The organism is Pseudomonas sihuiensis, from assembly GCF_900106015.1.
GTDB classification, from domain to species: Bacteria; Pseudomonadota; Gammaproteobacteria; order Pseudomonadales; family Pseudomonadaceae; genus Aquipseudomonas; species Aquipseudomonas sihuiensis.
Genome location: NZ_LT629797.1, coordinates 3,535,498 through 3,562,412, shown reverse-complemented (window position 1 = coordinate 3,562,412; position 26,915 = coordinate 3,535,498). Strand labels below are relative to the sequence as shown.

Here is a 26,915-nt window from a genome sequence, read left to right as displayed (position 1 = left end):
GTTGCCAGGCTAGAAGGGAGGTTCCTGCAGGGTGCCTGTCATCATTCCATCGACACGTCGAGGATGCATTAGGCGCTTGGATGGGGGCATCAGAATGTGCTGGATTTACGCGTGAATTTGTCCCGGTTTGTACTAGGGAAATCCTCAGTCTGGCTCGGATGTGCTGAGCTTGCTGGCAAACTTGATGAGGTCCGCGTTGCTTGAGAAGCCCATCTTTTCCATCAGATTTATCTTATGTGTGCTGACGGTCTTGTTGCTGATCATCAACTGTTCGGCAATCTGGTTGACGCTAAGACCATCTGCCAGCAGTCGCATGATCTGGAACTCTCGGTTGGTCAGGCTGTCGAGGCCGGACGGAGGGTTCTGCTTGAGGCTGTTGAGGGCGATCTGTTCGAGCAGCTCCGGGTCGATATAGCGCGCGCCGGTGCTGACCTTCTTCACCGCAGCGATGAGGGTCTCGGGGGATTGGGTCTTGGTCATGTAGCCGGTGGCACCCGAGCGCAGCACACGCATGGCGACATGGGGGTCGCTGTGCATGCTGAGGACCAGAATGGGCAATTGCGGGTGCTGATGGACAACGCGTGATATGAGGGCTTCGCCACTGAGGCCGGGCATGCTGATATCCAGAAGCAGGAGGTCTACATGTTTCACCCTCAGGCGCTCCAGGGCCTGTAGACCGTTGGCGGCCTCGTCGGCTATGTGGATGTCCTTGTCCAGCTCGAACAGCCGTTTCAGGCCCTCTCGCATGATCGTGTGATCGTCGACGATCATCAGGTTGATCATAGGCTCTCCTTCATCGGTGGATTTTCACAGGGAATATTGCCTGGACGATGGTGCCCTGGCCGGGGTGGCTGAAGATGATCACGGGGCCGCCGAGTTGCTTGCCGCGCTCGCGCATGCCCGAGAGCCCAGTGGAGTCGGGCAGGATGTCGCTGAGGGTGAACCCCTGGCCGTCATCGAATATCTCAAGCACATAATCATTCTCGCGACGCTCCAGGCTTACCTCGGCTCGACTGGCATTGGCATGGCGAAGGATGTTGGTTAGCGACTCCTGAACGATGCGATAAAGCTGGGCGGCGCGTCCCGGTTCCAGTTCGAAATTCTGCTTGGGCAGGTTGCAGCGACAGTCGACTTCCGAGAGTTGGCGGAATTCTTCTATCAGGCCTTCGAGGGTGCTGATCAGGTTGTGTTGCAGTTGCTTGATGGGGGCTCCGTTATGGATTTCACGAATGACTTCGATAGCGCTATGGGAAATGCTGGTCAATCGCTCGATATGGCCAAGCAGGTCCGGGCGATCCTGACCCAGATGGATCCGTAATACACCCAAACCCTGTTGCAGTGCGGTCAGCTGTTGTCCCAGCTCGTCGTGCAACTCGCGCGCGATGCGCTTGCGTTCCTGGGTGCGGGCCAGAGCGCAAAGCTTGGCCTGTTGCGACTGGCAACTGGGACAGGTGGATTCGGTATCTGAGGTTTGTTGCTTGCGAGGAGGGAGGTCGTAGCGCGAGAGCGTCGTTGTTGTGTTCACCTTGGCTCTATCTCTTCTTGGCGCGGGGCGGGCAATCCACCGCTGGGCTGGCACGGGTTGAGGCTTCTTCTGGCCTGCTCATAGGTTGCAGGTCAGCAAGGACGCCCAACATCGAAAGAAGAAGTAACGGAAGATGAGGATTTAACTCGCCAGTGCGGGCGAGTTGAGATGTGCATTCCCCTGTTTCCAGTCACTTGGGCGAGAGGCCGGTACCCTTCAGAGACAGTAGGATGCAGTTCAGCGATTTAGCTGCATCTGTATTTATCCGTCTCCGTAAATAGGATTGCGACCAGTCTTTTGCAGGTGAGAGGCGGGGCGAGTGCATCGGCCACCAAGTGGCTGATGCCTTCGTGGGAGGGAGTGTTCATGGTACGGGCTCTGCTTGTCTGAGGACCTAGCATATCGCCCGTGTGGTTCATGAGGACAGCGAGAAATAAGCCTGACGCTGGAATACTGGCGTACTAGACGCTCTTGTGTCGTGCTCAGGTATGTATCGGACTATTACTGGCACTGACGTGCTCGATTAGTTTGGTATCTCGATCCCTCGCATCCGCTCGGCGCGGCGGCGCAACAGTTCGATGGTCACCAGCAAAGCGATGGACACCAGGATCAGCAGGGTGGCGATGGCCAGGATGCTCGGGTTGATCTGTTCGCGCAGGCCCGAGAACATCTGCCGCGGAATGGTGCGCTGCTGTGGGCCGGCCATGAACAGGATCACCACCACCTCATCGAAAGAGGTGATGAAGGCGAACAGCGCGCCGGAGATCACCCCTGGGCGAATCAGCGGCATGATCACGTCGAAGAACACGCGAATCGGCGTGGCGCCTAGGTTCAGCGCCGCGCGCGCCAGGCTGTAGTCGAAACCGGTGAGGGTGGCGGTGACAGTGATGATGACGAAGGGCGTGCCCAGCGCCGCGTGCGCCAGGATCACGCCCAGGTAGCCGCCGGCCAGGCCCAGGTTGGAGTAGAAGAAGAACATGCCAGCGGCGGTGATGATCAGTGGCACGATCATCGGCGACAGCAGCAGGGCGGTGATGAAGCGGCGAAACGGCATTTCGTCGCGTGCCAGGCCTACGGCGGCGCAGGTGCCCAGAATGGTGGCGAGGATGGTGGAGAGGATGCCGATGAAGAAGCTGTTCTTGATCGCCAGTATCCACTTCGGATCGTTGAAGATCTCCCGGTACCAGCGCAGCGAATAAGCCTCGGGGTCCAGCGTGAGCATGCCTTCGGTGAAACTGAAGAACGGCTCGGCGTTGAACGACAGCGGCACGATCACCAGGATCGGCAGGATCAGGAACAGCAGCACCAGCCAGGAGCTGACCTTGAGCAGCCAGTTGCCGAGGTGGTGCCAGAAACCGTAGTAGGCGGGGATCTTCATCGTCTCGTCATCCCAACTTGATATTGCTGGCGCCGACGAAACGGTCGTACACCCAGTACAGCAACAGGATCAGCCCGAGCAGCAGCGAGCCCAGCGCGGCGGCCAGCTCCCAGTTGTTCGAGCGCTGCATGTGGAAGGCGATGATGTTGCTGATCATCTGCCCGTCGGTACCACCGACCAGCGCCGGGGTGATGTAGTAGCCAACGGAGATGATGAACACCAGCAGCGCCCCGGCGCTGAGCCCGGGCAAGGTCATCGGGAAGTAGATGCGGACGAACGCGGGGATCGGTTTGTCGCCAAGGCTGAGAGCTGCGCGCATGTAGCTGGGATCGATGCCGCGCATCACGCTGTACAGCGGCAGGATCATGAACGGCAACAGGATGTGGGTCATGGCCACCACGGTGGCGAACGAGGTGTAGAGCATCTCGAAGGGCTGACTGATAAGGCCGATGCCCATCAGCGTGGAATTGATCACGCCATTGGTCTGTAGCAGCGCGATCCATGAGGTGGTGCGCACCAGCAGTGAGGTCCAGAACGGCAGCAACACCAGCACCAGCAGCAGGTTGGCGCGGTTCGACGGCAGCCCGGCCAGGTAGTAGGCCAGCGGGTAGCCGAGCAGGGCGCAGAGCAGGGTGATGACCAGCGCCATGTTCAGGGTCTTGGAGTACAGCTGCAGATAGATCTGCGTGTCCTGGCGCACCTGGACGCCATCATCGGGGTGCAGCTCCAAGTCCAGAGCGGTCAGGTAGTAATCGTAGGTATAGACCTTGCCGGCACGTTCGATGGCGTACCACAGCTCGGGGCGGCTCCAGTTACGGTGACTTTCGAGCAGGGTTTCGACGCCCTGGCTCGACAACGCTTCGGCATCCATCCGGCCGATGCGCCGCGCGGTGGATTTGACCACGCTGGACATGCCGGTAAAGGCGCGGTTGAACTCTTCGGACAGCTTGCCGGACAGGCGCTGCTTGTCGAGGGCGTGCAGTTCTTCAACGAATACGCTCAGCGTGCGTTCGTCGGGCAATTGCTTGTGATCGTCCCAGCGCTCGAGTTCGGCCAGGGTTTGCGGAATCAGCTCGGCCACGGTCGGGTGATACACGCTGCGCCACAGCATGCTGCCAATCGGGGCGACGAAGGTGACGATGATGAACAGCAGCAGCGGTACCACGAAGAGAAAGGCGGCGAGGCGTTTCTTGCGACGGGCGCTGGCGGCTTGGCCGGCTTCGCTGGTGGTGAGAGAGGTCAAGACATTACTCCGGGATCAGCCCCTTCTCCGTTGGACCTCGGTACCCGTGGGAGGGGCTTCAGCCGCGACCGTCGCCGCTGAAGCGCCTCCCACAGGTGGCCCGTGGGGCGGGTGTGGTGCTTACTTCAACAGCCACTCGTTGAATTTCTCACCCAGCGACTCGCCATAATCAGCCCAGAACTCGGAGCCGGCCTGGATGCCTTTGTCCAGGTGAGCGGTCGGCAGGTGCGGCGCGGCGCTCTGGTCGGCCAGCGGCATGGACGACTTGCGGGTCGGGCCATAGGCCACGTCCGGCATGCCAGCCAGGGGCTTGGAGCCGGTGGCGTACTTGATGAACTCCATGGCCAGGTCCTTCTTCTTGGTGCCCTTGACGATGGCCCAGGCGTCGAGGTCGTAGACGTGGCCGTCCCAGACGATTTCGAAGGGTTTCTTCTCCTGCACGATGGCGTCGTAGAAGCGGCCGTTGGCCGATTGCACCAGCACCGCGCCGCCGTCATTGAGCAGTTGTGGCGCCTGCGACCAGGAGTCGAACCAGACGATGTCCTTCTTTATGCTGGCCAGCTTGTCGAAGGCGCGTTGCTGGCCTTCCGGGGTGGCCAGTACTTCGTAGACTTCCTCAGGCGCGACGCCGTCGGCCATCAGCGCCCATTCCATGTTCACCTGTGGGCGTTTGCGCATGGCGCGCTTGCCAGGGATCTTGGCGGTGTCGAAGAAGTCCTCAATGCTGGCAGCCTTGGTGCCGCCGATGGTGTTCTGGTTGTAGGCGAACACTACCGACCAGACGATATTGCCCACCGCACACTCGCTGGCCAGTGCCTCGGGGATGAAGTCCTGAGCGGCCGGGGTGCCGTCGATGCCGGCCGGCAGCACGCTGTGGTCGAGGGTTTCCAGCAGGCCTTCGGAGCAGGCGCGCTCGAGGTCGATCACTTCGAAGTCGACCACGTCCCACTGAATGTTGCCGGATTCGACCTGGGCCTTGATTTCGGCGACGCCGCCCGAGTAATCCTCGAACAATACCTTGACCCCGGACTCTGCCTGGTAAGGGTCGATGACGTGTTTTTTCTGCGCCGCGCCATAGGCGCCGCCCCAGGACACCACGGTGAGGCTGTCCTGGGCCGTGGCGTTGCCCGCTGTGAGTCCCAATGCCGCCACCAGGGCGAAGGTGGAAAAGCTGGTAGTCAGTGATCTAGCCATTGCTGTGCTCCATTTGCTTCTACTAGTTGTGGGGTCAGAGCGTCTTCGGCACGTCCGATCGGTCCAGGGCCTGGCTGTCTTCCGGCAGCCAGGCGAGGGCGATCTCTTCCTGAGCGCTGAGTTGCGGGGCTGAACTGTCGTTCAGATTCTTCACCACCAGCTCGCTGCCGCTGGCGGTTTCGAAGTGGTAACGAATGTATTCGCCGACGTAGTGGCGGGTGACGAAGCGGGCCTTGACCTGGTTGCCGGCGCCGCCAAGGCGGTCGGTGAAGTTGAGCTTTTCCGGGCGTACCGACACCGTGGTGGCCTGGCCGACTTCGGTGCAGTTGGCTTTCAGCGTGCTGACCAGGCCGCCATCGTCGAGGCGCACCTGGACGCGATCAGCCTCGACCGCCTCGATCACGCCGGAGAGCTTGTTGCTCTCGCCGATGAAGTCGGCGACGAACATGTTGGCTGGGCGTTCGTAGAGCACGTGCGGCGCGGCGCATTGCTGCACCACGCCGTTGTTGAACACGGCGATGCGGTCGCTCATGGTCAGCGCTTCGGTCTGGTCGTGGGTGACGTAGATCACGGTGAAGCCGAGCTGCTCGTGCAGGCGCTTGATCTCGAACTGCATCTGCTCGCGCAGCTTCTTGTCCAGTGCGCCGAGCGGCTCGTCCATCAGCACGATGTCCGGGGCGAAGATCAGCGCGCGGGCCAGGGCTACGCGCTGGCGCTGGCCGCCGGAAAGCTGGGCGGGGTAGCGGCCACCGAAGGCCTGCAGTTCGACCAGGGCGAGGTACTCCTCGACCTTGGCGCGAATCTCGTCCTTGGGCAATTTGCGGATTTTCAGTGGGTAGGCCAGGTTCTCGCGGATGGTCATGTGCGGGAACAGGGCGTACTGCTGGAAGACCATGCCGATGTTGCGAGCGTAGGGGGCGATGCTGGTGACGTTGCGGCCGTTGATCAGGATCTCGCCGCTGGTCACGTCCTCGAAGCCGGCGAGCATCATCAGGCAGGTGGTCTTGCCTGAGCCGGAGGGGCCGAGCAGGGTGATGAATTCGCCCTTGGCCACGTTGAGGTTGAAGTCCTTGACCACCAGGGTCTTGTGATCGTAGGTCTTCTTGACGTTGGTGAATCGCAGGAACGCGTCGTTCCCAGCTTGCGCAGTCATAGTCCTCCCCGCTATCGGCAATATGGAGTCAGCTCGTGGCCAAGGCTCCAACTTCTGAGTCGATTCGCCCCCTTCGTGGGGGACGTTCGTTATGTTGATAGCTAAAAGCAATAAGCAAGCCAGTTAACCCGTGGTCGGCTGATAGCGCTCAGCTATGCACTTTGAAGCCTAGTCGATGCTGGGCGAGATGCGAGGCGGGTGTGGGGGGAGGTAACAGCGGGAGGGGGGAAGAGGCACCTGCCGAAACGCACTCGGCAGGTGCAGGTTGCTCAACTGTTGGGCAGCAGACGCATGGTCAGGCTTTTGATGTAGCGGGTCTCGTTGATCGCCGGGTGCACCGGGTGATCCGGGCCCTGGGCGCCGCGCTCGAGTAGTTGAATGTTGCGATCCAGATGGCGGGCGCTGGTCAGCAGAATGTTCTGCAGGTTGTCCTCTTCCAGGTGCATGGAGCAGCTGGCGCTGACCAGGATGCCGTCCTTGTTCAGCAGGCGCATGGCGGTTTCGTTGAGGCGCCGGTAGGCCGCTTCACCGTTCTTGATGTCCTTCTTGCGCTTGATGAAGGCGGGTGGGTCGGCGATCACCACGTCGAAGCGTTCTTCGGCGGATTTCAGTTCGCGCAGCGCGGCGAACACGTCACCTTCGACGCAGGTGACCTTTTCGGCGAAACCGTTGAGCGTGGCGTTGCGCTCCACGCCGTCGAGGGCGAAGGCCGAGGCGTCCACGCAGAACACTTCGCTGGCGCCGAACGCTGCAGCCTGCACGCCCCAGCCGCCGATGTAGCTGAACAGGTCGAGCACGCGCTTGCCTTTGACGTAGGGCGCCAGGCGTGCGCGGTTCATGCGGTGGTCATAGAACCAGCCGGTCTTCTGCCCTTCGATTACCGGCGCTTCGAACTTCACGCCGTTCTCTTCCAGCGCTACCCACTCCGGCACCTCGCCGTAGGCAGTCGCCACATAGCGTTCGAGGCCTTCGGCGTCGCGCGCGCTGGAGTCGTTCTTGAACAGGATGCCGCTGGGTTTGCACACCTGGATCAGCGCGGCGAGCACGTCGTCCTTGTGTGCCTCCATGGTGGCCGAAGCCAGCTGCACCACCAGAATGTCGAAGAAGCGGTCGACCACCAGCCCCGGCAGCAGGTCGGAGTCGCCATACACCAGGCGGTAGCAGGGTGTGTCGAACAGGCGTTCGCGCAACGACAGGCAGACGTTGAGGCGGTGCACCAGCAGGGATTTGTCCAGTACGTGCTTGACGTCCCGCGACAACAGACGCGCGCAGATCAGGTTGTTCGGACTCATGGCGACGATGCCCAGCGGCTTGCCACCGGCCGCTTCGAGAACAGCCTGGTCACCGGCGGCAAAGCCATGCAACGGGGTGGCGGCGACATCGATCTCGTTGCTGTAGACCCACAGGTGGCCGGCGCGCAGGCGTCGGTCGGCGTTGGCTTTCAGGCGCAGACTGGGCAGGGAAGACATGAGTTCGGGCTCCGCGGGGAAAAGAGCGGGATTATAGCGGTTTGCACGCGGGGCCGGCGGTTACAAAAGTCGACTGCGGGCTGGCCAGTGCTTTGGCTAGACTGTGCGCTACTTCTCGCCCTGCACGATCCCTCTGTCATGACCTACGAACTTACCGCCGAACAGATCCAGCAAGTCCTGCAGGGGATCAGCGTACCGCCGCAACCGCAGATCATGGTCGATCTGCAGATGGAGCAGATCATGCCCAGCCCCGATCTGCGCAGTATCGCCAAGCTGATCAGTCAGGACCCAGGGCTGTCCGGCGCGCTGCTGAAAATCGTCAACTCACCGCACTTCGGCCTGGCCAACCGCATCGCCTCGATTCAGCAGGCGGTCAATCTGATGGGCTGCAACACGGTGATCAACCTGATCAATGCGCAGTCGATCAAAGGCGAGCTGACCGACGAAGCGATCCTGGTACTCAACCGCTTCTGGGACAGTGCCCAGGACGTGGCGATGACCTGCCTGACCCTGGCCAAGCGCCTCGGTTATCACTCGCCCGACGAAGCCTACAGCCTGGGGCTGTTCCACGATTGCGGCATTCCGCTGATGCTCAAGCGCTTCCCCAACTACATGCAGGTGTTGGAGGAAGCCTACGCCAGTGCCAATGAAGAGCGCCGGGTGGTCGACACCGAGAACCGTCTGCTGACCACCAATCATGCCGTGGTCGGCTATTTCACCGCGCGTTCCTGGCGTCTGCCGGAGCATCTCTGCGAGGTCATCGCCAACCACCACAACGCCTTGTCGATCTTCAGCGATGACTCGGGGCGCGACGCTCAGTTGAAGACGCTGCTGGGCATTCTCAAGATGGCCGAGCATATCTGCGAGACGCACCGCGTGCAGGGCGGGCAGGCCATCGACATGGAGTGGCAGTCCATCGCGCAGCCGATTCTCGAGTATCTGGGGTTGTCGGAGTATGACTTCGAGAACCTGCGCGAAAGCATCCGTGACCTGGCGGTGCTCTGAGTCTTCATGAGGTTGCGCCGCCGTGCAACTGAGCGGGTAGGCGGCTTACCCTACCGCTTGCTGCGCAGCTCCTGCTAAGGTGGCGCACCGCCGTTTTCCTGTCGTATTGCCATGCCTGAATTACCCGAAGTCGAAACTACCCGTCGCGGTATCGCGCCCTACCTGGAAGGTCAGCGCGTCAGCCGCGTGATTGTGCGTGAGCGCCGCCTGCGCTGGCCCATTCCCGAAGACCTGGATGTGCGCCTGTCCGGCCAGCGTATCGAGTGTGTCGAGCGCCGCGCCAAATACCTGCTGATCAAGGCCGAAGTCGGCAGCCTGATCAGCCATCTGGGCATGTCCGGCAGTCTGCGTCTGGTCGAATGCGGTCTGCCCGCGGCCAAGCACGAGCACGTGGATATCGAACTGGAGTCGGGGCTCGCCTTGCGTTACACCGACCCGCGCCGTTTTGGTGCGCTGCTATGGAGCGAAGATCCGCTGCGCCACGAGCTGCTCAGCAAGCTCGGCCCAGAGCCGTTGGGCGGATTGTTCGAGGGTGAGCGTCTGTTCCAGATGTCGCGCGAGCGCAGCATGGCGGTGAAACCCTTCATCATGGATAACGCCGTGGTCGTCGGCGTGGGCAACATCTACGCTACTGAAGCGCTGTTCGCTGCCGGTATCGATCCGCGCCGCGAAGCCGGCTCCATCTCGCGGGCGCGTTACCTGCGCCTGGCCGAGGAGATCAAGCGCATCCTGGCCCATGCCATCGAGCGTGGTGGCACCACCTTGCGTGACTTCGTCGGTGGTGACGGCCAGCCCGGCTACTTCCAGCAGGAGCTGTTCGCCTACGGGCGCGGCGGCGAGTTCTGCAAGGTCTGTGGCAGCACGCTACGTGAGGTCAAGCTGGGGCAGCGCGCGAGTGTCTACTGTCCCAAGTGCCAACGCTGAGCTGATGATCCGCCGGATGGGCGAGCCGTAGGGCGGATGCAACCCGCCAAAGGGCCAACGGCGGGTTGCACCCGCCCTACGTCATAAAAACAAGAAATACCGAGGTTGATCGATGTCCGGTAACTACCTGCCGCGCAATCGGGCCGCTGAGTGGCTGGGGCGCAGCGTGCTGAAACTGATGGGCTGGCGTATCGAGGGACAGTTGCCGAAGCTCGACAAGTTCGTCGCCATCGGCGCTCATCACACGTCCAACTGGGACTTCGTGATCTTCATCGCGCTGAAATTCGTGCTGCGCCTCAACGCCCGCTGGTTCGGCAAGCACAGCATCTTCCGCTGGCCCTTCGGTGGCCTGATGCGCAGCTGGGGCGGTATTCCGATTCGTCGGGATCGCCAGTTGAACACCGTCGAACAGGCCATTCAGGCCTTTCGTGAGCATGACGAGTTCATCCTGGTGTTGTCGCCCGAGGGCACGCGCAAGAAGGTCGAACGCTGGAAGATGGGCTTCTACCATATCGCGCTGGGCGCGGGCGTTCCCATCGTGCTGGGCGCGCTGGATTACCAGAATCGGCGGGTGGTGATCGGCCCGACGTTCCTGCCAACGGGTGACGAGAAAGCCGACCTGACAGCCATGCTGGCGTTCTTTCGTCCTTATGTGCCGAAAAAGCCGGAATATGCCTTTCACGGCGATTGACGTCCGTCACGCTGACAATTATCAATGCGCTGTTATAGTTACTGGCACTTTCCCGAATAATCTGAAGGATCGATCCATGAAAGCGTTCCGCACCTCCGCTGTTGTCCTGGCGCTGACCTCTGGCCTGCTGGCGCTATCGGCGCAAGCGGAAGTGGTTCAGCAGAACGCCAGTGGTGACCCGCTGTACTCCATCGAGGCACCCAAGGGCTATGCCATGGTCGGTGATCTGGTCATCGCCCGTCCCCTGCTGATCGGCGCCACTGCGATCGGTGTTGCAGCCTTCATCGTCAGCCTGCCGTTCACCGCGCTGGGTGGCAACGTCGGCGAGGCGGCGCAGTCCCTTGTGGTCGAACCGGGCAAAGAAGCCTTCGTACGCTGCCTGGGCTGCACCAGCAGCGGCTACAAGCAGGACTGATTCGCTGCACAGCTTGACGCGGCCTCTCGCCTTCTCATGGAGGCGAGAGGCCGCTTGCGTTTGAACACCGAGAAAAGGACGAAGCGGTGGTGATGAAGTACCTGCGCTGGGTGATATTGCTGCTGGTGGTAATGGGGCTGATCGCCTCGTTCTGGTTCAGCCAGGGCTGGCTGCAACTCTGCGCCGGGTTGGCGATCTTCCTGTTCGGTATGCAATGCCTGGAAGAGGGCTTGCGCCAGCTGGCGGGCAGCAAGCTGGAGCAGATACTCGGGCGCAGTACGTCTACCCCTTTCAAGAGCCTGCTATTCGGGGTTGGCGGCACCCTGTTGCTGCAATCCAGCACGCTGGTGTCGCTGTTGACCATCGCCTTCATCAGCACCGGACTGATCCAGTTGGCCGGCGGTATAGCCATTCTGTTCGGTGCCAACCTGGGGGCCACCAGCGGCATCTGGCTGCTGGCGCTGGCCGGGCAGAACCTCAGCCTCAGTCCGCTGGCTCTGCCGTTGTTGGTATTCGGCGTGCTGGCCGGTTTCTTCGGGCCCAGGAGCAAGGCGGCTGGTCGTATCGTGCTGGGTATCGCCTTCATCTTTCTCGGCATCGATCAGATCAAGGACGGCTTCGCCAGTTTCGGCGACGGCCTGGACATGACCGGCTACCAGGAGGGCGGGCTGCGTGGTGCGCTGCTGTTCACCGCCATCGGCATGGCGATAACCGTGGTGTTGCAGTCCAGTCACGCGACCCTGATGCTGACCCTGGCGGCGTTGGCCAGCGGCCAGTTGGAGTTGGGGCAGAGCCTGGCCATCGCCATTGGCTCGAACATCGGCAGCAGTGTGACCACCGCTTTCGTCGGCTCGCTGGGCGGCAATCGTAGCGGTCAGCGTCTGGCTCTGGCCCATGTGCTGTTCAATATCACCACTGGCACGCTCGCCTTCTGCCTGCTGGGGCCGCTGACCTGGCTGGTGCATGCACTGGCTGAACCCCTGGGGCTGGGTGAGAACAGCCTTATTCAACTGGCGATGTTCCACACCCTGTTCAATGCCATGGGCGTCGCGCTGTTCTGGCCGCTGCAGGGGCGCCTGGCGCAGTTGTTGATCCGCTGGCTGCCGGAACGTAGCGAGCCACAGGTACTGATTACCGAACTGGCGAGCGAAAAAGTCGCCGAGCCCGAGCGAACTCGTGCGCGCTACCTCAACGAACGGGCGTTGGATTCGGTGGATGCCGCCTCCGGCGCCGTGGTGCAGGAGCTGGGGCACCTTGGCCGCTTGAGCATGGAGGTGATCTGCCATGCACTCTATCTGCCGGTTGATCAGTTGGCGCGTGCACGGGCGGATGAGCAACTGCTGCAGGCCAAGCCCACGCAGGGCGGCTTCGATGCGGAGCACTTGTACCAATTCCATATCAAGGGTGTGTATGGCGATCTGCTGAGCTTCATGGGGCGCATGGAGCTGCCCATGGACGAAGCGCATCAGCAGTTCTGGGTCAGTTGCCAGTTGGCGGCGCTGCAACTGGTGGATGCGGTCAAGGACGCCAAGCACCTGCAGAAGAACCTTGGCCATTACCTGGACGCACCACCCTCGGCGGTGCGCGATGCCTATGTGGAGCTGCGTCGCCATTTGCTCACCACCCTGCACGAGGTGCGTGAGCTGGCACGCTCGGACATGCCTGACGAAATGTGGCAGTCACGCCTGCGTTGGTTGGATGAGCAGGCGGCGAGCTTCGATGCGCGGTTTCGTCAGCGCCTGTTCGCCGAGGTACGTGACGGCCGTCTGGATGGCCTGCAGACCAGCTCGCTGATGAACGACCTGGGTTATGTCAGCCGCATCTTCCAGAGCCTGCGCAACGTGCTGATGTTGGGGAGCGAGCAGGCGCTGTTCCGCGAATTGCGCAAGTTCGGTGAGGAGCAGGAGAGCCTGATCCGGCTTTCCTGAGGCTTGGTAGCCCGGATGAAATCCGGGGCTTTTAGGCATCGACAACCCCGGATTTCATCCTGGCTACGGTCACATTCGGGCGCTGCGCTTCAAGGCGTCGCTGTGCCAATGCCGCGAGGATCGCTCGCGGCCTTCACTTCGCCGCTGACCTTGTCCCAGAACAGCACCTGCTGATTACCGTACTGCCGATCCAGGCGCTTGAGTTCATGGCCACGCCGTTGCAGCTCGGCGATCTGCTCATCGCTGAAGGTGTCCGGCTCGTGCTCTATCACATCGGGCAGGAACTGGTGGTGGTAGCGCGCCACCGCCGGCCAGCGCTCGATGGGCTTGTCGTCCAGGTACTCGAGCATCGACAGCAGCACCATGCTGGGGATACGGCTGCCGCCCGGTGTGCCGAAGGCGGTGAATTCGTCGCTGCTTTCGATAAAGCTGGGGCTCATCGACGACAGCGGCCGCTTGCCTCCGGCAATCGCATTGGCCTGGCTGCCGGTCAGGCCGTAGGCGTTGGCGCCCTGTACGTCGGCGGCGAAGTCGTCCATCTCGTCGTTGAGCAGTACACCGGTGCCGGGCACGGTGAAAGCCGCTCCAAACGGCAGGTTGATCGATAGGGTGGCGGCCACCGCGTTGCCCTCGGCATCGAGCACGGCAAAGTGGGTGGTGTGGTCGCCCTCGTGCCAGGTGCCAGCCGGCGGCAGGCTGGCGCTGGGCGTGGCGCGTTCGGGGTCAATGCCGCCGGCCAGTACAGCCAGGTGCCCAGGCGAGAGCAGTTGCTCGACCGGATTCTTGACGAAGTCCGGGTCGCCCAGCAGACCACGGTCACGGTAGGCGCGGCGCAGGGCTTCGACCACATAGTGCACGCGCTGCACCGGCCCGGCGTCGCGCCAGGGCAGTTGTTCGAGAATCGCCAGGCTCTGCGCCAGTGCTATACCGCCAGCCGAGGGCGGCGGTGCGCTGATCAGCTCGCGGCCATCTTCCAGGGGAAAATGTAGCGGCGCGCGGCGGGAAATACGGTACTCACGCAGGTCATCCTCGGTCCAGATACCGCCGGCATGGTGCACGCCTTTGATCAGGCGCTCGGCTATCGGGCCGTTGTAGAAACCCTCCCGGCCATGTTCGGCCAGCGCCTGTAGGGTGGCAGCCAGATCCGTCTGACGCAGCAGATGGCCCTCGGCGGGGATTTCGCCCCGGTCGAGAAAGAGCTTGGCGCTTTCGGCATCGTCACGCAGCGCTGCCAGGCGCCAGGTCGCGCGCTCGCGGTAGACGCGATCGACCGCGAAGCCTTCATTGGCCAGGCGAATCGCCGGTGCCAGGCTGGTTTTCAGCGGCAAGCGGCCGTGCTTCTCCGCCAGCTCGACCAATGCTGCCGGCAGCCCCGGAATGGCGGCAGCCAGTGCGCCGTTGAGCGACAGCTCGCGCTGCACCTTGCCATCGCGGACATACAGATTCGGTTTGGCTTCCAGCGGTGCGCGTTCGCGGGCATCGAGGAAGTCGTAGCCTGGCGTCTCGCCGCCACTGCGCAGGAGGAAGAAACCGCCGCCGCCAATACCCGAGCCGTAAGGCTCGACCACGGCCAGGGCTGCGCTGGCGGCTACGGCGGCATCGAAGGCATTGCCACCGGCGTCGAGCATCTGCTGTGCGGCGGCTGTGGCGGCGGGGTGGGCGGTGGCAATGGCGGGTTGCTGTGGCGCGGCCTGGGCCAGCAGGCTGGCGCCGAGCAGCAGGGTCGATAGCAGGAGTTTGCGCAACATGCGATCTACCGAGGGGCGGCTGAAGGAGGCTGGAAGCTTAACAGCCTTGTTCAGGCGAAGGGCAGAACGGGTGCGGAGGAAACGGGAGACCGGCGGTCTCCCGGGGAGAATCAGGCCTTGCCGGTGATGATGCGGTATTTGTGCATCAGCTCATCCTTGCTCTCGACGTTGTTCTCGTCGAGCGGGATGCAGTCCACCGGGCACACCTGCTGGCATTGCGGCTCATCGTAGTGGCCAACGCATTCGGTGCACAGGTTGGGGTCGATCACGTAGATCTCCTCACCCTGGGAAATGGCGCCGTTGGGGCACTCGGGTTCGCAGACGTCGCAGTTGATGCAATCGTCGGTGATGATCAGGGACATGGGGCAACTCCTGTCGAGGCGCAGGCTTCGACACTGGCAGACAACAATGGCGCAATTGTGCCGGATTGGTGCGGCTTGTGCCATGAGGCTGGACAGTTAGGCGCCGCTCTCTGTAGGAGCGGCGCCCCGCCGCGAATCTGGGGCTCGCCAGACAAGCTTCGCCCCGGGGCGGGGCTCCCGCTAAAGGTCGATCTTGCTCAGCTTTTGCGAAAACGCTCGTTCAGCGCGTCGGCAACGGCAGGGTGAACGAACTTGGTGATATCGCCGCCCAAGGCTGCGATCTCGCGCACCAGAGTAGAGGAGATGAAGGAATATTTTTCCGACGGGGTGAGGAACAGGCTTTCCACGTCCGGCGCCAGTTGGCGGTTCATGTTGGCCAGCTGGAATTCATATTCGAAGTCCGACACCGCGCGCAGGCCGCGCAGGAAGACATTGGCGTTCTGCTCCTTGACGAAGTGCGCCAGCAGCGACGAAAAACCCACCACTTCGACGTTGGGCAGGTGCTTGGTCACCTCGCGGGCCAGCTCGACGCGTTGCTCCAGGGAAAACAGAGGGTTCTTCTTGGGGCTGGCGGCGACGGCGATGATAACGTGATCGAACAGGCGCGCGGCGCGTTCGACCAGATCACCGTGGCCCTTGGTGATGGGGTCGAAGGTGCCGGGGTATAACACTCGATTCATCGGGACGTCCTGGCGGGTCGAAAAGGAGTCGGATGGTAGCGCAGCGCATGCCAGCGGCCAAGCCACGGCCTGCGTTGCGTTCTCCCATGCCAGGGCAGTAGCGTCTAGCTCGGGCTTTTCAGCCGCTTGGCCAGCAGCGTCGCAAGCTTGGCGGTCAGGCCGTAGATCGACAGCTGCGGGTTGGCGCCGATGCTGGTGGGAAATAGCGAACCGTCGTGGATCGACAGGTTGGCCAGGTGATGGTGCCGGCCCAGGCTATCGACCACCGCCTGCTGCGCATCCTCGCCCATGGCGCAGCCGCCCATCACGTGAGCACTGCCCAGGCGTGTGCGGTACAGCGCCAGGTCGAGGTTCTCGATCATTTCCCGGGCCTCCTTCCAACTGCCGACGTAACGCGCATCGGCATGGGTCGGCATCACCGCCTTGGCGCCGGCGGCGAACTGGATTTCCGCCATGGTCAGGTAGGCGCGGCGCACGCCGTCCCAGGTGTAATCGGTCATCTGGTAGTCGAGCACCGGGCTGCCATCGCCGCGCAGCTCCACGCGACCTTCGGCGCTGTCTTTGTGGAAACCGTCGCGCAGCAGGGCGAGCATCACGTTGGTGTGCGGCAGGCGCGCCATGCGCAGGGCATTCTCGCGACCGAAGTCGCCGAGCAGGGTGGCGGTCAGCGCCGGCTGCAGTGGCGGCACTTCCAGTTTGTAGGAGAGGCGCCCGCGGGTGCCGTCGTCCCACTGGAAATGATCCGAGTAGACCGACTGCGGCGCACCGTAAAAGGGGTTGATGACCTGCTCGAACTGCGCCGCGGAGAAGTTCACCAGGTGCAGGTAGGTGCGCCGGCCGACGCGCTGGTGCGGGTCGGGCGCATTGGAGCGCAGCAGGATGCCGGGCGTATTGATGCCGCCGCCGGCCAGCACGTAGTGCCGCGCCTTGACCCGGATGCGCTTGCCGTTGGGCGCCACGCAACGTTCGTCCATGCCCAGGCAGTCGATGCCGACCACCTTGTCGCCTTCGATCAGCAGCTTGTCGGCGCGCGCCAGGTAGAGCAGCTCGCCGCCGGCGTCGAGGGTGGCGGGGATGGTGGTGACCAGCATCGACTGCTTGGCGTTGGTCGGGCAGCCCATGCCGCAGTAGCCGAGGTTCCAGCAGCCGCGCACGTTGCGCGGGATCGGCGCCCAGTGATAGCCGAGCTTGTCGCAACCGCTGCGCAGCACCTCGTTGTTGGCATTCGGTGGCACCGCCCAGGGCGCCACGCCCAGGCGCTGTTCCATCTTCTCGAACCAGGGCGCCATGGACTCGACGTCATGGCCCTTCACGCCATGTACCTCGGCCCAGTGCGCCAGGGTCTGTGGCGGCGTGCGGAAGCTGCTGGTCCAGTTGATCAGCGTGGTGCCACCGACCGAGCGGCCTTGCAGGATGGTGATGGCGCCGTCCTTGCTCATGCGGCCGATGCCTTCCTGATAGAGGGTCGGGTAGGCGTCGGCTTCCTGCATCTTGAAGTCGTCGCTGGTCTTCAGTGGGCCTTCCTCGATCAGCAGCACCTTGTAACCGGCGGCGCTGAGAATTTCCGCCGTCGTGCCGCCACCGGCGCCGCTGCCGACGATGGCGACATCGGCTTCCAGGGTCAGGTCGTTTTCCAGACGCGAACCGTCGTATGTCTTCCAGCCCCTGGCCAGGCCTTGCTTGAACAAATCGGGTACGGGCATTGTTTTTCCTCGGAGTCACTGAAACCTACTGCGCGATCCGATTGCGGCGTCAGGTTCTCGCCCGTGGCTCGGCGTACTTCAGTACAGCCTCGCCACGTGCTGCGAGCCTTCCTTGCACTCGAACCGCTCGCTACGGTTTCAGAGGCCTCATTCTGATAATCGCGGTTGGCTAAATTCCGTTGGTAGGGTGGGCTTCAGCCCACCAAGCTGTCGCTGTTGGTGGGCTGAAGCGGATCGCCGCCCGGCCCACCCTACGAATCAGCCTTTATACGGTGGGCGGTCCCGGATATCCGCAATGCGCCCAGGCTTCCTGGCGGCTGTACCAGGCCATCATCACCAGTTGCAACAGCGAGGCGTGACCCATGCGCAGCAAGCTCAGGCTGCTGTTCTGCCAGCGGGTGAGGAACTGCCGCACGTCGTCGCCACTGGCCTTGTCCCAGCTGCCCCACACCCCGGTCAGCGGGCCGCGGGTGATCGGCAGGGCCAGCACGTCGAACAGCTGCACGGTGAGTTTCAGCATCTCCGGCGACAGGTGCGCCAGGCTGTTGTCGAGGCTCTTCAGCGTGCCGTCGACGGTCTGCGGCATCTGTTCGGCGCTGACGGCGCCATCGAGCATTACCGGGATCAGTGCGCGCAGAAAGGGCATATCGCTGCTGCGCAGGATCAGGTAGCCGCTGGCCGGCGTACTGGCCGAGCAGCCGCTGAGGGTGGCGGTCAGCCCGGCGGTGCCGAGCAGCGCGGTGCCCAGCAGACCGACCTTGAGCAGGTTGCGCCGCGACAGCTGCGGCGTGTTCAGGGTGGTGTCGTTCATTGTTGTTATCACCAGGCGTAAAACGGGCGCTGCCCGCGTTGTTCAGCGTACGAACAGCTTGTAGACCAGCTTCTGGATCGCCTTGCCATAGGGCGGGTAGATCAGCCGCGCGGCGTTGAAGCGCTGCTTGATGAACACGCCTTTGGCCTTGCTGAAGGTCAGGAAACCTTCATGGCCGTGGTAATGGCCCATGCCGGACGGGCCGATGCCGCCGAACGGCATATCGTCCTGCGCCACGTGCAGCAGGGTGTCGTTCAGGCACACGCCGCCGGAGTGGGTTTCATGCAGCACGCGCTGTTGCTCGCGCTTGTCGTAACCGAAGTAGTAAAGCGCCAGCGGCCGTGGCCGCGCGTTGACGTAGGCGAAGGCGTCTTCGATACGGTCGTAGGGCACCACGGGCAGCAGCGGGCCGAAGATCTCGTCCTGCATCAGCTTCATCTCGTCGTTTACGTCCAGCACCAGGCTCTGCGGCAGGCGCCGGCCCTGGGTTTCTGGGTACAGCGAGACGATACGCGCGCCCCTGGCTTCGGCATCCTGCACGTAGCCATTGAGGCGGGTCAGCTGGCGCTCGTTGATGATCGCGGTGTAGTCCGGGTTGTCCTTGAGCTGCGGATAGAAGCGCTGCACCACCTGGCGGTAGGCGGTGACGAAGCCATCGACGCGATCCCTTGGCACCAGCACGTAGTCCGGCGCTACACAGGTCTGCCCGGCGTTGAGGGTCTTGCCGAAGGCGATGCGCTCGGCGGCGTCCGCCAGCGGCACGTCGGCGGAAACGATGGCTGGCGACTTGCCGCCCAGCTCCAAGGTCACCGGGGTCAGGTTCTCGGCGGCGGCGCGCATTACGTGCTTACCGATGCTGGTGGCACCGGTGAACAGCAGGTGGTCGAACGGCAGTTTGGAAAAGGCCATGCCGACTTCCGCCTCGCCCAAGGCGACGCTGACCAGGTCCTCGGGGAAAACGCGTGCCAGCAGATCCTTGACCAGTTGCGAGGTGGCAGGGGTGGACTCACTCATCTTGATCATTACCCGGTTGCCGGCGGCTAGCGCGCCGGTCAGCGGGCCGATGGCGAGAAACAGCGGGTAGTTCCACGGCACGATGATGCCGACCACGCCCAGTGGCTGGTAGATGACCTTGGCCGAAGCGGGCATGAACTGCATGCCGACGCTGCGCCGCGACGGCTTCATCCACTTCTTGATGCGCTTGTTGGCGTAATGGATGCCATGCAGGCTGGGCATCAGTTCGGCGAGCAGGGTTTCGTCGGCCGAGCGATTGCTGAAGTCGGCGGAGATCGCCGAGATCAACGCATCCTGCTGTTCGGTCAGCAGCTCGCTGAGGGATTTCAGCCACTGGATGCGCTGCTCGGCCGACGGCATCGGATTGGCGGCAAAGGCCGCACGCTGCAGGGCGAAGGTGCCGTCCAGCTGGTTGATCTGCTGTTGGCTGTGCTGCAGGTAGGCGATGTCGGCGACCATAGGGCTTCTCCTCGACGTTCCAGCGGGCTGCTTGAAAAGACTGAGCTGGATTTTTAGAGCAATTACTCTAAAGTGTCAAATAGGATGCCGCGTCGCCGTCCTCGCCGCACCCTAACCAAAGGCCTGTCTGGGCTTGCGCGGTGCATCAGGGGTAACACTTCGGCTGTTTCGCCTGTACCTTTGCCACTTTTGAAGTCGAGATCGAGCTGCCTCATGGCGCCACCCAAGACCCGTGACCGCATCGTTGCCGAGAGCCTGGCCCTGTTCAACGGCCAGGGCGAGCGCAACGTCACCACCAACCACATTGCCGCGCACCTGGGCATGTCGCCGGGCAATCTGTACTACCACTTCCGCAACAAGCAGATGATCATCGCCGAGCTGTTCGCCCAGTACGAGGTGCAGGTCGACAGCTTCCTGCGCCGGCCCGAAGGCCGCGCACTGACGGTGGAGGACAAGACCTTCTATCTGGAGGCGTTGCTGGCGGCGATGTGGCACTACCGCTTCCTGCACCGCGATCTGGAGCACCTGCTGGAATCCGACGCCGAGCTGGCCGAGCGTTACCGCGCCTTCGCCCAGCGTTGCCTGGTGAGGGCGCAGTCGATCTACCAGGGCTTCGTCGAGGCTGGCATTCTGTTGATGACGCCGGCGCAGATCGAGGCGCTGACGCTCAACGCCTGGATCATCATGACCTCCTGGGTGCGCTTTCTCTGCACGGCGGGCGCCAGCCCGGACAACCTCAGCCAGGACATGCTGCGCCGCGGCATCTACCAGGTGCTGGCGCTGGAGGGCGGCTATATCGCCCCCGCCGCGCGCGAGGCGGTCGAAGCGCTGTACGGCCGCCTGCATGTGCCGCTGGAGCAGGTGCTCTGAGGCGATCAGCTACTGTTGCCCAGCGCCACTGGCCTGGCCCGCAAGGGCGGCTGGTCGGGTTGCAGGCGAAGTAACTGGCGGTACAGCGCGCGGGTTTCCAGCAGATTCCACACCCGCAGCAAGGTCTCGATGGCATCCAGCGGCTTGCTGATGAAGTCGCGCGCGCCCAGCGCCAGCGCGCGCAGCCGGGCCTCGCGGGTGGCATCGGCGGTGAGCACCAGAATCGGCAGGTAATCGTCGGTGGGAATGCGCCGCTGCAGCTGTTCGAGCACGGCGAAGCCGTCCAGGCCGGGCATGTGTAGGTCGAGAATCAGCAGATCCGGCTCGAAGCTGCTGAATAACGCCAGAGCCTGCGCCGGGTCGGTGCAACAGAGCACGTTGTGCAGCCCTTCGCGGGCCAGCAGTTGTTCGACCAGCTCGAGGTTGGCGGGCTGATCATCGATCACCAGGATACGAAAATCGTCGACGGGCGCTGGGTGGTTCATGGTCAGGCTCCGAGAGGCGGGGTGGGCGTGGCGACATCCAGATGCTGGCGCAGGGCGGCGAGAAAGGTCGGTACATGCAGGGGTTTGCTCAGCACCGCGGTGGCGCCGGCCTGCTGCAGGTCGCGCCGGGTGCCGGCGCTGACGTCGGCGGTGATCAGCAGCACGGGTGTATCGCTGCTGCTGGGGTGCAGGCGCAGGCGTTTGAGTACTTCCTGACCCGAGAGGTCGGGCAAATCGAGATCCAGCAGGATCACCTCGGGGCGATGCTGCCAGGCCAGGTCGAGGCCCAGTTGGCCCTGCATGGCCGAGATGACCTGCACCTGCGGCCAGCGCGATAGCAGTGTCTCGATCAGCGCCAGGCTGGACAGGTTGTCCTCGATGCACAGTACGTGCAGTGGCCGCTCGGGCGGTTCGATGGCGCAAGGCCCGGCACTTGGCGTTGCCGAGGGCGCGGCTAGCAGGGTGTTGCCTGCCTGCGCCCGTGGCAAGGTCAGGCAGAAGGTGCAGCCCTGGCCGGGCGTGCTGTGCACGCCAAGGCTGCCATCCATTTGCTCCAGCAGGCTCTTGCTCAGGGCCAGGCCCAGGCCGGTACCCTCCACTTCGCTGGCGGCGGCACCGAGGCGTTCGAAGGGAATGAACAGGCGCTCCAGATCCTCGGTGGCGATACCGGGACCGTTATCGATCACGCTCAGCGTGACCGTCTCGCTATCGGCTTCGACCTGGACTTCCACATAGCCGCCCGGATGGTTGTACTTGATCGCGTTGGACAGCAGATTGAGCAGCACCTGGACCAGGCGCTGGCGGTCGGCCTGCACGCAGAGCGCCGGCGCCAGATCGTCTGGCAGGCGCAAGCGGATGTCGGCACTGGCGGCCTGCGGTGACAGCAACAGGCTGACTTCCTGCAGCATCGGGCGCAGCGCCAATGGCTCTGGGCTCAGCGCCAGGCGCCCAGATTCGATGCGGGCGATATCCAGCACTTCGTTGATCAAACCCAGCAGGTGCCGCCCGGCGCGCAGGATATGGCGCACCTGGGCCTGTTGCGCCGGCGTGCCCTGGTCCATTTCCAGCAACTGGGCGAAGCCGAGAATGGAGTTGAGCGGGGTACGCAACTCGTGGCTCATGCGCGAAAGAAATTCGCTTTTCGCCCGGCTCGCGTTCTCCGCCTCTTCGCGGGCCGTGCGCAGGGCGGCCTCGGCATTGCGCCGGTCGGTGATGTCACGGGTGATCTTGGAGAAACCGCGCAAGGTGCCGCTGGCGTCACGCTGGGCGGTGATCACCACGTTGGCCCAGAACAGCGAGCCATCGCGGCGCTGGCGCCAGGCTTCTTCCTCGTAGCGGCCTTCGCGCGTGGCCACTTGCAGGGCGTGCTGCGGTGCCGTGTCACGGGCCTGCGGCGGGTAGAACAGGGAGAAGTGACGGCCGAGGATGTCTGCTTCGCTGTAGCCTTTGATGCGCTCGGCGCCGGTGTTCCAGGAGGTGACGTGGCCACTGGGGTCGAGGCCGAAGATGCCGTATTCCTTGACCCCGTCGATGATCAGGCGCAGGCGCTCCTCGTTGTCGCGCAAGGCCCGCTCGCGTTCGGCCAGCAGTTGCCCGGCCTCCTCCAGGCTGGCGGCGAGCTGGCCGATCTCATCGGCTGCGGGGCCATGGGGAATCAGCGGCTGGCCCAGTGCCAGGCGCCGGGCGTTGCGTTCGACCCGCTGGACCCGCTGGACGATGCCGGTGGACAGCAGCACCACCGCGAACAGCGCGCCGAGCACGCCGAACATGGCGGCCAGACCGGTGGCCAGGAGCATACGCGAGCGTACGGCGCTGGCCTCGGCGTTGCGCTCGTCGAGCAGGGTCTGCTCGCGCTCGAGCATCTGCTGGATCTCCTGGCGCAGCGCATCGAGCACATGCTTGTTGTCCACCAGAATGCGCGTCACCGCCGCGCGGTCTTCACTGCTGGCCAGCGTCTTGAGCTGTTCCAGGCCTTCCAGCTTGATCACGATCAACGGGCGCAGGCGTTCCAGGCTGCTGCGCATCTGCGGGTCGCGAATGTCGCTATCGAGGCGCCGCAGCGTGCTGTCGATTCGTTCAACGGCGCTGCGGTATGAAGGCAGGAAGTCGCTGCGCTGGATCAGCAGGTAACCGCGTACGCTGGCCGCTGCTTCGGCCAGCAGGCTATGTACTGCCTGCACGTCGCCCTGCACGCGCAGCGCCCGGCGCACGTCGTCCTCGACCCGCGAGGTCTGGCGCTCGGTGAAGTACACCAGCACCAGCGAGATCAGCAGCACCGCCAGCGGCAGGGCGATGATCACCAGGCTCTTGCTGCGCAGGGGGCGGTCGGTCCAGCGGCTGAACAGGCTCTTCACGGCTGGCGCTCCGTCGGTGCCACCAGGCCCAGGGCGATGCCTTGTACGGCGGCCTGGGTACGGTCGGCAACCCCCAGTTTGCCGATTACCCGTTCGACATGAGCCTTGGCCGTGCCGGTGGCGATGCCCAGCTTTTCGCCGATCTCGCGGTTGGTGAAGCCGCCAGCGATCAGCCCGAGCACCTGGCGCTCGCGCGGCGTCAGTGCGCTGTTGGCCGCGCCGCTCTGGTTGCGTTCGACCACGCGGCGCAGCAACTGCGCGCTGACCATGCCGTTGAGCGCGCTCTGGCCCGCCGCCACCTGGCGCAGGCCGTCGATCACTTCCTGGCGGCTGGCGTCCTTGAGCAGGTAGCCGACGGCCCCGGCGCTGATCGCCGCTTCCAGGTGGTCGGGGCTGTCGTACATGGTGAACAGCAGCACCTTGATCGACGGCAAGCGTTCGCGCAGCAGGCGCGCCGTGGCCAGCCCGTTGAGATGGGGCATGCGGATGTCGAGGATGGCGATGTCCGGATTCAGGCGCTCGCAGAGTTCCAGCGCCTGGCGTCCGTCCACCGCCTGGCCGACGATGCTGAATTCGGGGCAGTCGGCGAGCATGGCGGCGAAGCCGGCGCGGGTCACTTCATGGTCGTCGGCGAGCAGCAGGCGAATCGGTTCGTTCATGCGCTTTCCTCATCCGCCAGGGCGCGTGGAATGCTGGCCAGCAGGTGCGTGCCCTGGCCGGGCTGGCTATGACAACTGAACTGGCCACCGAGCAGCAGGCAGCGCTCGCGCATGGCCACCAGGCCCATGCCGCCTTCACCCGCCAGCTGCTTCTGCCCGGCGGCGAAGCCGGGGCCGCGATCCTCCACCTGCAACCGGGCTGTATCGCCGTCGAGGTGCAGATCCAGGCTGACCGCGCCGCTGTCGGTGTGCTTGCAGATATTGTTGATGGCCTCCTGGCCGACGCGAAACAGGGCGATTTCCACCGCCGGGCGCAGGCGTTGCATATCGCGGCGCAGCCACTGCACCTGGCGACCCTGGCTGCGCAGGCGGTCGAGTTCGCGGTCGAGCGCTGGCGCCAGGCCGAAGTCATCCAGCAGGGTGGGGCGCAGGCCGCTGATGGCCTGACGCGTCTCGCCCATGCTGCGTTGCGCCAGTTGCAGGATGGGCGCCAGAGCGGCACGCAACTCGTCATTCAGCTGGCGATGCTGGGCGAAGCCCTGCAGACGCTGGTGCAGCCCGGCCAGGGTCTGCGCCAGGCCGTCGTGCAGGTCATAGGCCACGCGGGCGCGCTCGTCCTCCTGGGCGCTCATTTGCCGATGTACCAGCTCCGACATGGTGCGTTCGCGCAGGCTGAGCGCCTCCAGCAACTGGCTGTTGTGCAGGTGGCCGGCGAGCAGGGTGGCGAGCAGTTGCAAGGCTTCGAGGTCTTCCGCGTCAGGGCCGCGCATGGCGCTGGCGTTGCCCAGCAGCAGAGCACCGAATGCTTCGCCCGTGGCCGCATGCAAGGGCAGGTAGAGCGCCAGGGCAACCTGCGACAGCGGCGCTTCGAGCACCTGGGCAGCGCCTTGCCAGGGCAGGGTAGCCAGTTGCTGCTGCAAGGCGGCGGGGCCGAAGCCGGCACTGAGGCTCAGGCTGTCATCGGCTTGCCTGAGCAGCAGTACGCCGCCATCCATGGCGCAGAAGCTGCAGGCCCGTTGCAGGGCCAGCGCGCCGCTCTCGGCGGCGGGTAGCGCATTGAGGGCGCGACCGCTCTCGACCAGCAGGCGCAGGCGCGCGGCGCGGCTTTCCGCCTGGCGATAGTCGGCACGCAGGGCCAGCACGCTGTCGGGTGGGGTGTTCAGCATCTACGCCTCCACGGATTGCGCGTCATCGGACGGCGCAGGCTAATAGGTCGAACCGCTTCTGGCATCTGCCACCTGGCATAGGCCGCAGGCCCCGCCTGGCCGATGTGCGGACTGGGGGAGCCGCGCATGCTGATGGCGTCCTTCAATAGCCGGAGATTCAACCATGTTGAAACCCTTGTTCAGCAGCTGTGCCCTGGTATTCGCCCTGTCCGTGCCGCTGGTTCAGGCTGCCGATGCGCCTCATGTCTACACGGAAACGGCAACCGCCCCGAGCAATGCGCAGGAGCAACAGATCGCCAGCCTGTTCGAGCGCTGGAACGCCGCCTTGCAGACGGGCGACTCGGCCAAGGTTGCGGCCTTGTACGCCGACAACGGCGTGCTGCAGCCCACGGTATCGAATCGGGTGCGCGTAGGCCATGAGGCGATTCAGGACTATTTCGACCATTTCTTACAGGCCAAGCCGGTCGGCACGATCAACATGCGTGAAATTCGCCAGATCGGCCCGGATGCAGCGGTGGATTCGGGGGTTTACACCTTCGCCCTGACCCAGGGTGATGCGGTGCGCCAGGTTCAGGCGCGCTACACCTTCGTTTACCAGAAGGTCGATGGTGAGTGGAAAATCCTCAAGCACCACTCCTCGGCGATGCCGGAGCAGCCTGCCGCCAGCTGATTCAGCTCAGCGCACCGAGCCACTCGGGAATGCGCCGCTCCAGATAGTAAATGGGGCGGCGCGGGCTGCCCTCGACGAAGCCGACGTGCCCACCCTTGGCATGCAGCTCGAACTCGGTGCCGGGGGCGAGCTCGCTGGCCTCGGGCAGGCTGTGGCGGAAGATGAAAGGGTCGTCCTCGGCCTGGATGATCAGCGTGCGTGTGCGAATGGCGCCCAGGTAGAAGCGGCTGGAGGCGCGCCGGTAATAGTCGTGGGCATCGGCGAAGCCGTGCAGTGGCGCGGTGATGCGCCCGTCGAAGTCCCAGAAGGTGCGCATGCCATCCAGCGGCCCGAGGCGCTCCAGCACCGACAGGCGTTCGCCTTGGCCACTCTCGGCGAACAGGCGCTGCTTGTTGCTGACGTAGGCGACCATCTCACGCATGAAATGCGCCTGGTACACCCGCGAGAAGCCCAGGCCGATGCGGTCGGCGCATTGATCCAGACGAAACGGCACCGAGACCGCCACTGCGCCTTGCAGTTGGCTCTGCTCGCCACTCTCCCCCAGATACTTGAGCAGCACGTTGCCGCCCAGGGAATAGCCGACTGCGTACAGCGGCGCCATCGGCCGTTGCGCGCGCAGGTGGGCCACAACCGATGCCAGATCCTCGCTGGCGCCGGAGTGATAGCCACGCGGCAACAGGTTGGGCTCGCCGGAGCAGCCGCGCCAGTTCAGCGCCACGCTGGCCCAGCCGCGCGCGGCCAGCGCCTGTTGCAGCCCCAGCACGTAGAGCGAGTTGGAACTGCCGGTCAGGCCGTGCAGCACCAGCACCAGCGGCGCATGGGCGTCATGCGGGCCGTGCCAGTCGAGGTCGAGAAAATCGCCATCGTCCAGCCACAGCCGCTCGCGCTGCCGTTCCAGTTGCGGCGGCTTGCGGCAGAAGGGGTTCCACAGCGTCTGCAGATGCGGGCCGGGGAGCCACCAGGCGGGTTGGAATGGTGTCATGGGTATGGTCTATCCAAAACGTAGCCT

General features: G+C 63.9%; 25 protein-coding genes. 7 read left to right on the top strand and 18 right to left on the bottom strand.

All coding sequences use genetic code 11. The features are described 5' to 3' along the window. Positions 1 to 144 precede the first annotated feature (144 nt). From BLT86_RS16840 to BLT86_RS16810, 7 genes are all read right to left on the bottom strand, one after another. Positions 145 to 783 (bottom strand): response regulator, encoded by a 639-nt coding sequence (locus BLT86_RS16840; RefSeq protein WP_017675888.1) that lies wholly within the window; start codon positions 781 to 783, stop codon positions 145 to 147. 10 nt (positions 784 to 793) lie between these two features. Continuing rightward, the gene (locus BLT86_RS16835) at positions 794 to 1,525 is read right to left on the bottom strand and encodes a sensor histidine kinase (protein ID WP_017675887.1); all 732 of its coding nucleotides are present in this window, start codon (positions 1,523 to 1,525) and stop codon (positions 794 to 796) included. 523 nt (positions 1,526 to 2,048) lie between these two features. Then, on the bottom strand, positions 2,049 to 2,903 hold the full coding sequence (locus BLT86_RS16830) for an ABC transporter permease (protein WP_017675886.1): 855 nt from the start codon (positions 2,901 to 2,903) through the stop codon (positions 2,049 to 2,051). Between the two features lie 7 nt (positions 2,904 to 2,910). Continuing rightward, positions 2,911 to 4,146, bottom strand: a complete 1,236-nt coding sequence (locus BLT86_RS16825; RefSeq protein ID WP_017675885.1) for an ABC transporter permease — start codon at positions 4,144 to 4,146, stop codon at positions 2,911 to 2,913. A gap of 120 nt (positions 4,147 to 4,266) precedes the next feature. Further along, positions 4,267 to 5,340 carry an ABC transporter substrate-binding protein gene (locus BLT86_RS16820; RefSeq protein WP_045735709.1) on the bottom strand — a complete coding sequence of 358 codons (1,074 nt, stop codon included), beginning with the start codon at positions 5,338 to 5,340 and terminating at the stop codon, positions 4,267 to 4,269. Between the two features lie 34 nt (positions 5,341 to 5,374). Then, positions 5,375 to 6,493 (bottom strand): ABC transporter ATP-binding protein, encoded by a 1,119-nt coding sequence (locus BLT86_RS16815; protein ID WP_017675883.1) that lies wholly within the window; start codon positions 6,491 to 6,493, stop codon positions 5,375 to 5,377. Positions 6,494 to 6,762: 269 nt separating this feature from the next. After that, on the bottom strand, positions 6,763 to 7,962 hold the full coding sequence (locus tag BLT86_RS16810; RefSeq protein WP_092378316.1) for a class I SAM-dependent rRNA methyltransferase: 1,200 nt from the start codon (positions 7,960 to 7,962) through the stop codon (positions 6,763 to 6,765). Between the two features lie 138 nt (positions 7,963 to 8,100). On the opposite strand from BLT86_RS16810, the gene BLT86_RS16805 reads away from it, so the two are divergent. From BLT86_RS16805 to BLT86_RS16785, 5 genes are all read left to right on the top strand, one after another. Continuing rightward, positions 8,101 to 8,967 (top strand): HDOD domain-containing protein, encoded by an 867-nt coding sequence (locus BLT86_RS16805; protein WP_092378313.1) that lies wholly within the window; start codon positions 8,101 to 8,103, stop codon positions 8,965 to 8,967. A gap of 111 nt (positions 8,968 to 9,078) precedes the next feature. Beyond that, a complete protein-coding gene (gene mutM / locus BLT86_RS16800) occupies positions 9,079 to 9,891 on the top strand; it encodes a bifunctional DNA-formamidopyrimidine glycosylase/DNA-(apurinic or apyrimidinic site) lyase (RefSeq protein WP_092378310.1) in 813 nt (270 codons plus the stop codon). A gap of 112 nt (positions 9,892 to 10,003) precedes the next feature. Beyond that, positions 10,004 to 10,582, top strand: a complete 579-nt coding sequence (locus BLT86_RS16795; protein WP_092378307.1) for a lysophospholipid acyltransferase family protein — start codon at positions 10,004 to 10,006, stop codon at positions 10,580 to 10,582. Positions 10,583 to 10,658: 76 nt separating this feature from the next. Further along, positions 10,659 to 10,997: a multidrug transporter gene (locus tag BLT86_RS16790; protein WP_092378304.1), complete on the top strand. Its 339-nt coding sequence runs from the start codon at positions 10,659 to 10,661 to the stop codon at positions 10,995 to 10,997. A gap of 92 nt (positions 10,998 to 11,089) precedes the next feature. Next, the gene (locus tag BLT86_RS16785) at positions 11,090 to 12,925 is read left to right on the top strand and encodes a Na/Pi cotransporter family protein (protein WP_092378301.1); all 1,836 of its coding nucleotides are present in this window, start codon (positions 11,090 to 11,092) and stop codon (positions 12,923 to 12,925) included. Positions 12,926 to 13,014: 89 nt separating this feature from the next. On the opposite strand, the gene ggt is transcribed toward BLT86_RS16785, so the two are convergent. The 6 genes from ggt to BLT86_RS16755 form a co-directional block, all read right to left on the bottom strand. Then, positions 13,015 to 14,673 (bottom strand): gamma-glutamyltransferase, encoded by a 1,659-nt coding sequence (gene ggt, locus BLT86_RS16780; protein WP_092378298.1) that lies wholly within the window; start codon positions 14,671 to 14,673, stop codon positions 13,015 to 13,017. A gap of 110 nt (positions 14,674 to 14,783) precedes the next feature. Then, a complete protein-coding gene (locus tag BLT86_RS16775) occupies positions 14,784 to 15,035 on the bottom strand; it encodes a YfhL family 4Fe-4S dicluster ferredoxin (RefSeq protein WP_003464019.1) in 252 nt (83 codons plus the stop codon). Between the two features lie 197 nt (positions 15,036 to 15,232). Then, entirely contained in the window at positions 15,233 to 15,715 is a 483-nt protein-coding gene (coaD, locus tag BLT86_RS16770) for a pantetheine-phosphate adenylyltransferase (RefSeq protein WP_017675875.1), read from the bottom strand. Positions 15,716 to 15,819: 104 nt separating this feature from the next. Further along, complete coding sequence (locus tag BLT86_RS16765) at positions 15,820 to 17,418, bottom strand: GMC family oxidoreductase (RefSeq protein WP_092378294.1); 1,599 nt, start codon at positions 17,416 to 17,418, stop codon at positions 15,820 to 15,822. A gap of 265 nt (positions 17,419 to 17,683) precedes the next feature. Beyond that, a complete protein-coding gene (locus tag BLT86_RS16760) occupies positions 17,684 to 18,229 on the bottom strand; it encodes a twin-arginine translocation pathway signal protein (RefSeq protein ID WP_092378291.1) in 546 nt (181 codons plus the stop codon). A gap of 42 nt (positions 18,230 to 18,271) precedes the next feature. Beyond that, positions 18,272 to 19,702, bottom strand: a complete 1,431-nt coding sequence (locus BLT86_RS16755) for a coniferyl aldehyde dehydrogenase (RefSeq protein ID WP_092378288.1) — start codon at positions 19,700 to 19,702, stop codon at positions 18,272 to 18,274. Positions 19,703 to 19,915: 213 nt separating this feature from the next. Between BLT86_RS16755 and BLT86_RS16750 the strand changes: the two genes are divergently transcribed. After that, positions 19,916 to 20,572: a TetR/AcrR family transcriptional regulator gene (locus BLT86_RS16750; protein ID WP_092378285.1), complete on the top strand. Its 657-nt coding sequence runs from the start codon at positions 19,916 to 19,918 to the stop codon at positions 20,570 to 20,572. 5 nt (positions 20,573 to 20,577) lie between these two features. Here the strand turns inward: BLT86_RS16750 and BLT86_RS16745 are convergent, their stop codons facing one another. From BLT86_RS16745 to BLT86_RS16730, 4 genes are read right to left on the bottom strand one after another with little or no spacing between them, the layout of a single operon-like run. Then, positions 20,578 to 21,057 (bottom strand): response regulator, encoded by a 480-nt coding sequence (locus BLT86_RS16745; protein WP_092378282.1) that lies wholly within the window; start codon positions 21,055 to 21,057, stop codon positions 20,578 to 20,580. Between the two features lie 2 nt (positions 21,058 to 21,059). Further along, the gene (locus BLT86_RS16740; RefSeq protein WP_092378279.1) at positions 21,060 to 23,411 is read right to left on the bottom strand and encodes an ATP-binding protein; all 2,352 of its coding nucleotides are present in this window, start codon (positions 23,409 to 23,411) and stop codon (positions 21,060 to 21,062) included. Beyond that, positions 23,408 to 24,070, bottom strand: a complete 663-nt coding sequence (locus tag BLT86_RS16735; protein ID WP_092378276.1) for a response regulator — start codon at positions 24,068 to 24,070, stop codon at positions 23,408 to 23,410. Before BLT86_RS16735 ends, BLT86_RS16740 begins: the two co-directional genes overlap by 4 nt. Next, positions 24,067 to 25,236 carry a sensor histidine kinase gene (locus tag BLT86_RS16730; protein WP_092378273.1) on the bottom strand — a complete coding sequence of 390 codons (1,170 nt, stop codon included), beginning with the start codon at positions 25,234 to 25,236 and terminating at the stop codon, positions 24,067 to 24,069. Before BLT86_RS16730 ends, BLT86_RS16735 begins: the two co-directional genes overlap by 4 nt. A 163-nt stretch (positions 25,237 to 25,399) precedes the next feature. Here BLT86_RS16730 and BLT86_RS16725 point away from each other — a divergent pair, with 163 nt between their 5' ends. Then, complete coding sequence (locus tag BLT86_RS16725) at positions 25,400 to 25,906, top strand: SgcJ/EcaC family oxidoreductase (RefSeq protein WP_092378270.1); 507 nt, start codon at positions 25,400 to 25,402, stop codon at positions 25,904 to 25,906. A 1-nt stretch (position 25,907) separates the two neighbouring features. On the opposite strand, the gene BLT86_RS16720 is transcribed toward BLT86_RS16725, so the two are convergent. Next, positions 25,908 to 26,888 (bottom strand): hydrolase, encoded by a 981-nt coding sequence (locus BLT86_RS16720; protein ID WP_092378267.1) that lies wholly within the window; start codon positions 26,886 to 26,888, stop codon positions 25,908 to 25,910. Positions 26,889 to 26,915 lie beyond the last annotated feature (27 nt).